The organism is Moraxella sp. K23 (genome assembly GCF_041154765.1).
Lineage (GTDB): Bacteria > Pseudomonadota > Gammaproteobacteria > Pseudomonadales > Moraxellaceae > Faucicola > Faucicola tetraodonis.
Genome location: NZ_AP031595.1, coordinates 531699 through 543859 on the forward strand (window position 1 = coordinate 531699; position 12161 = coordinate 543859).

Sequence of the window (12161 nt, forward strand, 5' to 3'; positions counted from 1 at the left end):
ATTTTAACAAACGGATGATTAATAAACCATCTCGATTACAGATTCGATTACAGCAGCGCTTTATTATAACCATGCTTTATTGTCTTAAGGTAATAGGTTAAAAATATGACGGCAACAACAATGACGTCAAATACGGCTTGAATGCCAAAGTAATAGACAATAAAGTAGTGCTTGCTAAGTTAGGTATGTTGGTTAATTTAGGTGCATTGGGTGGCAAAATCGGTCAGCTGACTTGGCAAAATGTTTAACGCATCCTATGTTTAGCGAATGTGAGTATAAAAAGAGAAAAAACATGAAAAACCCTGATAGCGATATCGATAAAAACGCCGTGCACTTACGCGTTGCCACGCAACAAGACGTCGAAACTTTGGTCACTTTGCTCAATCGTTGTTACCGCTCAGATGAAGGCTGGACCAATGAAGCGGCTTTAATTGGTGGGATTCGTACCACGCCCGAGGAAATGACAGCCCTGATAGACAACCCGAACGTTTATCTGTTCGTGTTTGAAAATCCGCACGATAGCGATGATTTGCTCGGGTGTATTTCTGTGGATTTCTCACCCATTAACCATCAGCCAGCGGCGTATATTGGTACTTTTGCGGTTCATCCTGCTCTGCAAGGTAAAGGCATTGGTGATACGATGTTGTCTGCGGTAGAAACGTTTGCTATCAGACACGCCCACGCCAAAAACGTAACCCATTTACCTTTAACCCATTTGTCTATGTCGATTTTAAGTCATCGACCAGAGCTGTTAAGTTATTATCAGCGCCGCGGTTATCTACTGACAGGGGAGAAGATGGCATTTCCAAGAGACGGCAACAATGGCGACCCCAAACGCGATGATGTATTTTTAGAGTTTTTGCAAAAACCCATTCAAGCAAATGAAGCGTCCATCAAATCTAGTAATACAATCGAATAACAATAATCGTCATGCTGAGCAATAAAGTTTTAAGGGTATTTTATATAATGGTTGCAATAATTTTTTACACAATAATTTTAAACAAAAGGAAATCATGATGAAAAGATGTGCCAAAATCTACTCACTAGCGCTAAGTTGCTTGATAGCAGGAACGCTGGCAATGACAGGCTGTCAAACCATAGCGGATAATAACTCAAGGGTCGTGAACCCGACCCAAGCGGTCACCTTACCGTTAGCCGATGCCACGTTGCAAAATTATCGCTGGCAATTGGTCTCGGTGACTGATTTGGCAGGTAAACCCACTAAACTTGAATTATTTAACCAAGCCAAACCACTGTTGGTCGACTTTGATAAAGGTCGTGTCAGCTTTGACAACACCTGCAATCGTATGTGGGGCAATTATAGCCTGACCCATGACAATGTATTGATAAAAAATATCGTTTCCACGCGCATGATGTGTATGCCAGAATCGCGCATGGCATTTGATACGGCTGCACCATCCACACTAAAAGGGCAATTTAAACTGACCCAAAATAGCAAAGGCACACCGATGTTGACGGTAACCGATAATAGCCAAATCAGTCTATTTAAAGCGATTGCCAATAAAGCGATTGCCAAATAATGGTTTTTATCCTCCGTTGCCGTAAAACCACCGACCTCAGGCAATGGATATAAGGCAACTTAAGCAACTATGCTTACACGCTATAATACTTGCATAAATTTTGCTAAAATAACCCCATGAAAACACTCAAGCTACGCATACGAGATAAACATACAGCAAAGCTTAATAAGTTAAGCGGTTCAGTCAATTTCGTATGGAACTACGTCAATGACTTGAGTTACAAACATCTACAAAAAACAGGCAAATTCTTTTCAGCTTATGATTTGAACGAATACACCAAAGGTAGCGGTGAATTACTGGGCTTGCACTCTCAAACCATTCAAGCCATCAATGAAACCCATGCTAAAAGCCGTAAGCAATTCAAAAAGGCTAAACTCAACTGGCGAACCAATAACCCCAATGCCAAGCGTAAATCGCTTGGCTGGCTACCGTTTAAACAATCGGCTATTAAGCATATTGCCACTCACCAAACAGGCAAAAAGGGCTTAAAATCAACCCTGCAACTAAGTCTAGCCAAAGGGCAGAAACTCATCATCGACCTATGGGACAGCTACAACCTATCGCTTTACCAAATCAACACCTGCGAGATTGTGCAAGACAGCCGTAACCGTTGGTATGCGTGTATCACCGTTAAAGACTACCCTAAAACCACTTGTGGAACTGGTAGCGTTGGCATAGATTTGGGCTTAAAAGACAGTGCCACTACCTCAAGCGGTGACAAACTCACCATTAAGCAAACGTTAAAATATGCCAAAGATTTAGCCACCGCCCAACGTGCCAAAAACAAACAGCATGTAAAGGCAATCCATGCCAAAATCAAAAACACACGCCAAGACCTGATACATAAATTCACCACCCAATTAGTCAAGGACAATGCCCTAATCGTGGTTGGTGACGTTAAAACCACCCAGTTTAACAGTAAAAAAGGCAAACTAGCCAAGTCGGTTTACGATGCAGGTTGGTTTGAACTCAAAAGGCAACTGACCTATAAATGCGAGAACGCAGGTTGCCGTTTTGAAATCGTGAATGAACGATACACTACCCAAACTTGCTCGTGCTGTGGCGATATGTCCAGTAGCTTGAGCGGTAGAGCAGGTTTGCGAATAAGAGAATGGACTTGTGTAAAGTGTGACACACGGCATGATAGAGATATTAATGCCAGTAAGAACATTCTTGCGGTCGGGCTTGACCGTCTGGGAGCAGGAATCCCCTCACTTTAGGGAGGGGAGGAAGTCAATACCAATAATTAAAGTGGGTTTGTGAAAACAATTCATTTGATTACCAAAAGTTTTAGCTGTCACTGTCTGATTTCCCCATGCCCAAACACAATCCATTTTTGCGATGTTAAACCTTCAAGACCCACAGGGCCGCGCGCATGGATTTTATCGGTAGAGATACCAATCTCTGCGCCCAAACCATATTCAAATCCATCGGCAAAGCGGGTCGATGCATTGACCATCACGCTACTAGAGTCAACTTCACGCATGAATTTTAACGATTTTGAGTAGTTTTCGGTAATAATCGCATCGGTATGGTGTGAGCCATGGGCATTGATATGGGCAATGGCTTCATCGATATCGGCGACTACTTTAATCGCCAAAATCGGTGCCAAATATTCGGTATCCCAATCTGCTTCACTCGCCGCTGACAAATGAGCGGTTAATTCAGCGGTATCGCTCAAGATGGCTAAGGTTTTTGGACAGCCGCGTAATTGCATGGCACTGTCTGCAGCGACAATGGCGCTGGCGATTGGCGGCAAGGCTTGCGCAGCGATTTGGCTATCAATCAGCAGCGTTTCCATGGTATTACAAGTGCCGTAGCGGTGAGTTTTGGCATTGACGCAAATAGCGGTTGCCATAGTCAAGTTTGCATCGCGATCGACAAAGGTATGGCAGTTACCATCTAGATGCTTGATGACAGGCACGCGCGCTTCATTACTGATACGCTCAATCAGGCTTTTACCACCTCGCGGCACAATCACATCGACATAGCGATTCATGGTGATAAGTTCCCCCACTGCCGCACGGTCGGTGGTTTCGACCACTTGCACTGCCGCCTCTGGCAAACCAACTGCCTGCAAACCCTGTTTGACACACGCAGCCAATGCTTGGTTAGAATAAAACGCTTCTGAACCCCCACGTAAGATAATCGCATTGCCAGATTTTAATGCCAAAGACGCAGCTTCAATCGTGACATTGGGGCGAGATTCATAAATCATCCCGACCACGCCCAGCGGCACGCGCATTTTACCCAACTGAATACCCGATGGACGAAAGGTCATATCCGTGACCTCACCAATAGGGTCAGGTAGCATGGCAACATCTTTTAGCCCTTGTAACATGCCTTCAAAACGCGCATCGGTGAGCGCTAATCGGTCAAGTAGTGCGTCATCCAGTCCTTTTTGTTGACCGTTTTGCATATCGGTGGCATTGGCCGCCAACACCTGTGGTTTGGCTTGTTGCAGGGCATCATAGATAGCGAGTAGGGCGCTATTTTTGAGCGCGGTGTCTGCTTTTGCCAAAATCGCTGAAGCAGCGCGCGCTTGCTGTCCCACGGTTTGCATATAATGTTTGGTATCAGTCATGGTTTGCATAGTAAGTCCCTAATATAATCATCGCTTCATCATAACAACTTCAATCCAAAAATGGAATTTAGAAAGTTTTGACAGACAAAAATTAATGGTTATGACTCAATCTAAAAACAAGCGCTAAAGACCGGCGCCATAAAATAAAGTTAAATGAGAGAAAAAGTTGCGTTTTAGTAGCATTTTAAGCGAAAATAGACAGTTTTTTTCCACCTATCGTCAAATTTTGGATTGAATATCATGTCAGATGCTATGCCAAACTTACAGCGTCCTGTAGCCTTGCAACTTAACAATATCCACAAGAACTTTGGATCGCTTGAGGTACTAAAAGGTGTATCGTTGACCGCTTATGATGGCGATGTCATCTCAATTTTGGGCTCGAGCGGCTCGGGCAAATCCACCTTGCTACGCTGTATAAATTTGCTTGAAAACCCCTCGCAAGGGGAGGTTTTCTTGGGCAGTGAAGCATTGGTATTAAAACCAAATAAATCCGGGGATTTGGTTGCCGCCAACCAGCGTCAGCTTGAGCAGTTTCGCTCAAAAATGGGCTTTGTGTTCCAAAACTTTAACCTATGGCCACACCGGACTATTTTGCAAAACATCATTGAAGGGCCGACCCAAGTCCTAAAAATCGCCAAAGACCAAGCCATTAGTGAAGCTGAAGTGCTACTAAAACGCGTAGGACTACTGGATAAAAAAGACGCTTACCCAGAAAACTTATCGGGTGGGCAACGCCAGCGTATTGCCATCGCTCGTGCGCTAGCGATGAAGCCCCAAGTATTGCTATTTGATGAGCCAACCTCTGCCCTCGACCCAGAATTGGTCAATGAAGTATTAGCGGTGATGAAATCGCTTGCTGAAGAAGGTCGCACCATGCTGATTGTCACCCATGAAATGCGTTTTGCGCGCGATGTATCAAGCCAAGTGGTGTTCTTGCATGAGGGACGTATCGAAGAAATAGGCACACCCGAGCAGGTATTTGACAATCCGCAATCAGCGCGGGTGAAAGACTTTATGGCAAGCCATCAGAAATAATCCAATCAACCTATCAGCCGTCAATTGCCATGCGATTGGCGGTTTTGTAATTTTAGGCATCAGAAAAAATTTATTTGATTTAATTGTTGCTGCATACGTTTTTCACTTGCAAAAATGTTAATTTATGTTAATTTTAACTAAATTGTAAACTCGCATTTATTTTAGTCGCATTGATTTTAAATATTGAAATCGCTGAAAGCGAAACCTGATATTAAATCGCTTTTTACTCAAAAATTTCATTTGTAAGGAACATCCATGCAATCAACCTTGAATTCAACCTACTTAAAACTTGCTTTGGCAACGGTATGCGCAGTTAGCATGGGATTAACCGCCTGTCAAAAACCTGCTGAAAAAACAGAAGGTGCAGCCGCCAGCCAACCCGCTGCCAGTGCCAGCACGGGCAAAAAGATTCGTATTGCCACTGAAGGCGCCTACAAACCATTTAACTACACCAATGCCGATGGCACATTAGGCGGTTATGACGTGGATGTTGCCAAAGCCGTGTGTGCTCAAGCGAAACTCGACTGCGAAATCGTGGCGCAAGATTGGGACGGTATCTTACCAGGCTTGATGGCGAGAAAATACGACGCGGTGGCGGCGGGTATGTCAATTACCCCAGAGCGTTCAGCGCAAGTGGATTTCACCACGCCTTATTTTAAAAACACCATGGTTTGGGTCGCTGCCAAAGGTGGCAAATTCAACCCACAAGCGATTTCAGGGTTAAAAATTGGCGGTCAACGTTCAACCACTATGGCACAGTACCTTCAAGATAAACTGAGCAAAACCAACGAAATCAAATTGTATGACAACTATGACAACGCCTACATTGACCTAAAATCAGGTCGTATCGATTCAGTGCTGTCTGAAAAAGTAACCGCAAGCGAATGGCTAAAACAAAACAGCAACTACCAAATCGTAGGCAGTGAGATGGATAATGGTGACAACATCGCAATGGCCATTCGTAAAGGCGATCCACTAAAAGCAGAATTTGACAAAGCCTTAGATGCGCTACAAAGCAATGGCGAGTTGGCAAAATTACAAAAGCAACATTTTGGTAATTAATTGACGTTGTATTGAGCGATTTAAGATTTACACAATAGATGCGGGTGACCCTCAAATTTTGACAAAAAGGTGTTGTTATGAAACAGTTATCGGTTTTGGGTATATCGTCGTTAGCCATTTTGATGGGGGTAACTGCCTGTCAAAAACCTGCTGAAAAAGCGGCAGACACGGCAGCAGCAAGTAGCGCAACCACCGCAGCAAACGCAGATATGCCACAGATTCGTATCGCTACCGAATCAAGCTTTGTCCCCTTTAGTTATAAAGATGCCAATGGCAAATTAATCGGCTTTGAGATTGATTTGGCAGATGCGTTATGTACTGAAGCCAAACTAAAATGTGAAGTGATTTCCCAAGATTGGGATGGTCTGATTCCAGGACTACAAGCACAAAAATACAATGCCATCATGGCGGGGATGTCAGACACCGCAGAGCGTCGCCAAGTGGTGGCATTTAGCGACCCATACTTTACCAATAACCTCGTTGTGATTGGCAAAAAAGGGGTAGAAAAAGGCGCTGATGATCTAGCGGGCAAATCTGTGGGCGCGCAGCGTTCAACAACTGCCGCTGAGTACTTAGCCAAAAACTTCCCAAAAGCAACCCCAAAACTGTATGACACCCAAGATAATGCCTATCTTGACCTAGAATCGGGTCGTACGGATTTGATGATTTCTGACAGCGCCCCAGCTTTATCATGGTTAAAAACTGCCAAAGGTCAAGGCTTTGAAGTCAAAGGTCAACCGATCAATATTGATGACAAAATTGCCATTGCCCTTCGTCAAAATGATCCATTGATTGGCAAATTCAACACCGCACTGGCGGCGTTAAAAGCCAATGGTACTTACGATAAAATCAGCCAAAAATATTTTGCAGATTTGCCGAAATAAGCCGTTAAATAACTGATTAAGTGTTCGTTTTCTTACAACTCACAAGTAAAATTTTGTCATGTGTTAGACGTTAAAAATTAGGAGTATCAGGTGAAAGCAAATATTTCATTATTGGGTAGCTTGGCATTGGCAGGTCTAGCACTGGTGGGCTGTCAAAAACCTGCGGAAAAAACTGCAGAAAAAACGGCGGCAACAACGGGTAGCACAGCCGCTTCTACAACGGCCAGTAGCAGCACTGAGACATCGAGCAGTATGGCAGGCAAAACCATTCGCATCGCCACCGAAGGCACCTATAAACCCTTTAGCATCACCAAAGCGGATGGCAGTTTGACAGGTTTTGATGTGGATTTTATTCGGGCCTTATGTGCAGAAATGAAAGCCAACTGTGAAATCAAGCCACAAGATTGGGATGGTTTATTACCAGGCTTGATGGCAAAAAAATATGACGTGGTAATTGATGCCATGTCTATCACCCCAGAGCGTCAAGCGCAGGTCGATTTTACCGACCCCTATTTTACCAATACATTGGTATTTTTGACCAAACAAGGTAGTCCTATCAATCCGGATGACCCTGCCCAAATTGACAGCCATACAGTTGCGGCGCAGCGTTCAACGCTATCGACCCAGTGGATGGAAAAAAATCACCCAAAAGCCCAGCTAAACCTGTATGAAGGTTTGGACAATGCTTTTATGGACTTGGCAGCAGGGCGTTCGGATCTGATGATTTCGGATAAAGCCCCGGCCGCTTATTGGCTGACCACGCCAGAAGGTAAAGGGTTTGAAATCAAAGGTAAAGAGATTGATGTTAATGACAAAATGGGTATTATCGTTCGTAAAGGTGACCCACTGCGTTTAGAATTTAACAAAGCGATTGCCACGTTAAAATCAAATGGCACGTATGACAAAATCTATAACCAATATTTTGGCAGTGCAACCACTACAACGGCGGCGGCAAGCAACGTGGCCGTTACGGTCTCTAGCAGTACAACGACCACGACGACTGTGGCAAGTACCAGCAAGTAACTCAACCAAGCGCTTGGGTTCAGTCAAAAACTGGGTGAAAAGTCACTCAGTTTTTTGTTTTTTTGATGGTTTTTGATAGGGCAATCACGTAAAATTGCACCCTGCAAAAAACAAAGCAAAAGGTTATATCCATTATCACCTTTTGTCTATGTGACGGTAAAACTGCGTTTTAAGCATTTTTTGGGTAATAGGTCAACAAACAGAGTTAAAAAGACAGGGTATCGATATTGTGTTAGATCTACAAGGTTTTGGGCAGCTATTATTAAGTGGCGCTTGGGTCACCATCAAACTGGCATTGACTAGTTTGGTCATTGGGCTGATTTTGGGATTATTGGGCGCGACCGCTAAGATGTCACGGTTTAAAGTGCTCAACGCCATCGCCACCGCTTACACCACGATTATCCGTGGTATTCCAGAACTGCTGTCAGTCATGTTTATTTACTTTGGCGGCTCGATGTTGATGGGTCTTATTCTATCGCAATTTGGCAATACGGGATATGTGGATGTCAGTCCGTTCTGGGCGGGTGTCACAGCGCTGTCTGTGGCATTTGGTGCGTATGCGACCGAAACTTTTCGTATGGCATTTCAAGAGATTCCAAAAGGTCAAGCCGAAGCAGCGCAAGCGATTGGCATGAAAAAATTTCAAATCCTTTGGCGAGTGACGTTGCCACAAGTGTGGCGTATTGCACTGCCAGGACTGGGTAATTTGTTTTTGGTACTGCTCAAAGATACTGCGTTGGTTTCTGTGGTCGGGCTTGAAGATATCATGCGCCACGCCAAAACGGCAGCGACTTCCACGCAAAGCCCGTTTACTTTTTATATGGCAGCAGCATTGTTGTACTTGAGTCTGACCGTCATCATCACGGGTGTGATTATGTGGCTAGAGTGGGTCAATAACCCAGCAGAGCGTTATGCAAAACGTCTGCAAAAAATCGGCATGGCAAAATAGGGGATACATCAATGAACTGGAATTGGCAAATTATTATTGATAGTATCCCAAAACTGCTGCAAGGCAGTATTATCACCATTGAGCTTGTGGTGTTGTCGGGTTTATTGGGGTTTATGTTGGCAGTGCCGCTAGCCTTGGCTAGGCTGTCGAAAAAACCTTGGGTACAGGCATTGCCGTTTGCGTATATTTTCTTTTTTCGTGGTACGCCGCTACTGGTGCAAATCTTTTTGATTTATTATGGCTTGTCGCAATTTAAATGGGTGACCGAGTCTGTGCTGTGGAAATCGGGTGTGTTAGCGAGTCCATTTTGGTGCGCTATCATCGCTTTTACCCTCAATACAGCAGCTTATACCGCAGAAATCATCCGCGGTGCTATCAAGTCAATACCCAAGGGCGAGAATGAAGCTGCCGACGCCATTGGCATGTCGTATAGCCAAAAATTGCGCCGAATTATTTTTCCTCGTGCCTTTGGCATCATGCTGCCTGCGTATGGCAATGAAGTGATTTTTATGCTCAAAGGTAGTGCACTGGCATCGACCATCACTTTGATGGATATCACCGGTGTGGCAACGACGATTATGTCAAAAACTTATACCGTTTTTGAGTTGTTCTTTGCCTCAGGTATCATTTATTTGTTATTGTCTTGGCTATTGATTGGGATGTTTCGATTGGCTGAAAAACGCATCAATCGTCATCTTTCTTATCAGCCCGTCAGTAATGAGGGCGTCACTGCCTAAGTTAGGCTAAGCTAGATTAAGTTAGGCTAAGCTAGATAAAGAGTTTGGATGTATTGGAGGCGTGCCAATGAGACAAGCAGTTATAATATCAAGTTTGCTGATGGGTGGGGTGTTACTCTCGGCTTGTCAACCTGCCAGTGATAACAAGCCAGAGCAAAACAGCACAGCAAGTGCCACAGTAAGCGCCACAGTGGCTAGCGTTCAAAGTCCGCATCACGTTGCCAGTGTAGCTGTCGCCAGTACCGTATCCCCCCAAGCCGCCCAAAACGGTGCGCCCAAACAAATCAACTGGGCATTGGTGGATTCGGGCGTTAAGCCAGTCGATAAGGCTAGCTTTAAATATCCCTTTGAGCTCGATAGCGAGCCTGTCAAAGCGTATGCCGAAATGTATCATGTGGATAATGAAACCTCCCGCTACAATTTAACGGTGGGTATGGCAGTCAATGAAGTCTTATCCAAAGTGCTCGACCAGCTGGGTACTGCGTATGTGTCACATGAACTCACAGCTGGTAAAAACAGCGCGTTTGTCATCCATACCACCCAGCAAATTGCCCCGAGCCAATACACTTACGTCTTTGCCGAGCCCTTTGCCAAAGGGTTAACCATTCCTGTCAAAATTATCAATGATGGCAAAAAATAACTAAGTTGCCATCGGTATGTTGACGTTTATTTATCGTTTAAGGAAATACCATGCGTGTGCTAGGACTGGAAACATCCTGCGATGAAACGGGATTAGCCATTTTTGATAGTGACCAACGTCACCAACCCAATCAAGGTTTGGTCGGGCAAGTGCTATACAGTCAAATCGCGCTACATGCGACTTATGGCGGGGTAGTCCCTGAACTTGCAAGCCGCGATCACATCCGTAAATTAGTGCCCTTGTTGCAGCAACTCCTGGATGACTGCCAACTCAAAAAAACCGATATCGATGCAATTGCCTTTACCAAAGGTCCTGGACTGGTGGGCGCGTTGATGACTGGGGCATTATTTGGGCGCAGTTTGGCGATGGCATTGGGTATTCCTGCGATTGGCGTACATCATATGGAAGGACACTTACTTGCGCCGCTATTAGGCGCCAATCCGCCCGATTTTCCGTTTGTCGCGTTGCTCGTGTCGGGTGGACATACCATGTTGGTAGCCGTCAAAGGCATCGGGCAATATGAAATATTAGGTGAGTCGATTGATGATGCCGCGGGCGAATGCTTTGATAAAGCCGCTAAAATGCTAGAGTTACCTTATCCTGGTGGACCTAATATTGCCCGCTTGGCGCAAACAGGCAATCCGTTAGCCTATGAATTACCGCGCCCGATGTTGGGCAAAGGATTGGATTTTTCTTTTAGTGGTATGAAAACCGCCGTGCATAATTTGATTAAAGACCATCCAACCGATAGCCATAATCCTGAGCATGCCCAGACGCGCGCCGATATTGCAGCAAGTTTTCAATATGCGATGGTCGATACGTTGGTGAAAAAATGCGTCAAAGCCTTGCAGCAAACGGGCATGAAACGTCTGGTGATCGCAGGCGGGGTGAGTGCCAATCAACAACTACGAGAGTCGCTAGCTGAGGCATTAGCCAAAATCAATGCCACTGTGCATTATGCACCGCCTGCCTTGTGTACCGACAATGGCGCCATGATTGCCTTCGCCGGGTGGCAGCGCTTGAATGCCGGTCAACACGATGAACTAGCGGTTAGCTGCTTGCCGCGGTGGGATATGACAACGCTGCCTGCTGTCAATCCAACTAAATCATAACCACCACAAGGACTTGAAGATGCCATGGTTGTGGATAGGATTGGGGGCGGGATTTGGGGCAATGCTGCGCTGGTGGTTAGCCAGAATCAATAGCGTACATCCTTGGTTGCCCTATGGCACACTATTTGCCAATGTACTAGGTGGGCTGTTGATGGGATTTGCCTTGATACTTACCCAAAAGATGCACCTAAACTTACGACTGTTTATCACCACCGGGTTTTTGGGGGGACTGACAACGTTTAGTACGTTTAGTGCCGAAGTGTTTACTTTGTTGAATACTGGCAAGGTATGGCAAGGTTTAGCCTTGATTGGCATCCATGTGTTTTTAACCCTGGTTGCGACTGCCATTGGTTTTTATAGTCTTAAGCTACTAAGTTAAGAGTTAAGAAGTTGTTAAGTTAAGAAGCTGTTAAGTTGAGAAGCAGTTAAATGGTTAATCGCTTCTTTCCCATGCACCGCTAAAAGTCGCAAAGCTTTTCAAGGCTTTGGCAATCAATAAGCGAGTTAAATGCACTTATCTAGTCTACTTATAACGTGCGCAATCGGTCAGTCATCAAATTGTCATGATACTGTCACATTTCTTTGTAATCATAT

The 12161-nt window shown here is 44.8% G+C and carries 13 protein-coding genes; 12 read left to right on the forward strand and 1 reads right to left on the reverse strand.

Annotated features, from left to right (window positions below; all coding sequences use genetic code 11):
- The first annotated feature begins 292 nt into the window (after positions 1 to 292).
- The 3 genes from ACAM37_RS02360 to ACAM37_RS02370 all read left to right on the forward strand — a co-directional run bounded on the left by ACAM37_RS02360 (position 293) and on the right by ACAM37_RS02370 (position 2761).
- Positions 293 to 919, forward strand: a complete 627-nt coding sequence (locus tag ACAM37_RS02360) for a GNAT family N-acetyltransferase (RefSeq protein WP_369626446.1) — start codon at positions 293 to 295, stop codon at positions 917 to 919.
- A 94-nt stretch (positions 920 to 1013) separates the two neighbouring features.
- The gene (locus ACAM37_RS02365) at positions 1014 to 1541 is read left to right on the forward strand and encodes an META domain-containing protein (protein WP_369626447.1); all 528 of its coding nucleotides are present in this window, start codon (positions 1014 to 1016) and stop codon (positions 1539 to 1541) included.
- 116 nt (positions 1542 to 1657) lie between these two features.
- Entirely contained in the window at positions 1658 to 2761 is a 1104-nt protein-coding gene (locus ACAM37_RS02370) for an RNA-guided endonuclease InsQ/TnpB family protein (RefSeq protein ID WP_050324743.1), read from the forward strand.
- A 77-nt stretch (positions 2762 to 2838) separates the two neighbouring features.
- Here ACAM37_RS02370 and ACAM37_RS02375 read toward each other — a convergent pair whose 3' ends face one another.
- The gene (locus ACAM37_RS02375) at positions 2839 to 4134 is read right to left on the reverse strand and encodes a glutamate-5-semialdehyde dehydrogenase (protein WP_472826320.1); all 1296 of its coding nucleotides are present in this window, start codon (positions 4132 to 4134) and stop codon (positions 2839 to 2841) included.
- A gap of 231 nt (positions 4135 to 4365) precedes the next feature.
- Between ACAM37_RS02375 and ACAM37_RS02380 the strand changes: the two genes are divergently transcribed.
- From ACAM37_RS02380 to crcB, 9 genes are all read left to right on the forward strand, one after another.
- Complete coding sequence (locus ACAM37_RS02380) at positions 4366 to 5160, forward strand: ABC transporter ATP-binding protein (RefSeq protein WP_186303395.1); 795 nt, start codon at positions 4366 to 4368, stop codon at positions 5158 to 5160.
- Positions 5161 to 5415: 255 nt separating this feature from the next.
- Positions 5416 to 6222: a transporter substrate-binding domain-containing protein gene (locus tag ACAM37_RS02385; protein ID WP_353551057.1), complete on the forward strand. Its 807-nt coding sequence runs from the start codon at positions 5416 to 5418 to the stop codon at positions 6220 to 6222.
- Positions 6223 to 6299: 77 nt separating this feature from the next.
- Positions 6300 to 7106, forward strand: a complete 807-nt coding sequence (locus ACAM37_RS02390) for an ABC transporter substrate-binding protein (RefSeq protein WP_369626448.1) — start codon at positions 6300 to 6302, stop codon at positions 7104 to 7106.
- Positions 7107 to 7196: 90 nt separating this feature from the next.
- Positions 7197 to 8129, forward strand: coding sequence for a transporter substrate-binding domain-containing protein (locus tag ACAM37_RS02395; protein ID WP_369626449.1), 933 nt, complete (start codon positions 7197 to 7199; stop codon positions 8127 to 8129).
- Positions 8130 to 8358: 229 nt separating this feature from the next.
- The gene (locus ACAM37_RS02400; RefSeq protein WP_007117180.1) at positions 8359 to 9078 is read left to right on the forward strand and encodes an ABC transporter permease; all 720 of its coding nucleotides are present in this window, start codon (positions 8359 to 8361) and stop codon (positions 9076 to 9078) included.
- An 11-nt stretch (positions 9079 to 9089) separates the two neighbouring features.
- A complete protein-coding gene (locus ACAM37_RS02405; RefSeq protein ID WP_369626450.1) occupies positions 9090 to 9815 on the forward strand; it encodes an ABC transporter permease in 726 nt (241 codons plus the stop codon).
- Between the two features lie 67 nt (positions 9816 to 9882).
- The gene (locus ACAM37_RS02410) at positions 9883 to 10455 is read left to right on the forward strand and encodes a hypothetical protein (RefSeq protein ID WP_369626451.1); all 573 of its coding nucleotides are present in this window, start codon (positions 9883 to 9885) and stop codon (positions 10453 to 10455) included.
- A gap of 50 nt (positions 10456 to 10505) precedes the next feature.
- A complete protein-coding gene (gene tsaD, locus ACAM37_RS02415; protein ID WP_369626452.1) occupies positions 10506 to 11567 on the forward strand; it encodes a tRNA (adenosine(37)-N6)-threonylcarbamoyltransferase complex transferase subunit TsaD in 1062 nt (353 codons plus the stop codon).
- A gap of 19 nt (positions 11568 to 11586) precedes the next feature.
- A complete protein-coding gene (gene crcB / locus ACAM37_RS02420) occupies positions 11587 to 11946 on the forward strand; it encodes a fluoride efflux transporter CrcB (protein ID WP_369626453.1) in 360 nt (119 codons plus the stop codon).
- The last annotated feature ends 215 nt before the right edge of the window (positions 11947 to 12161 follow it).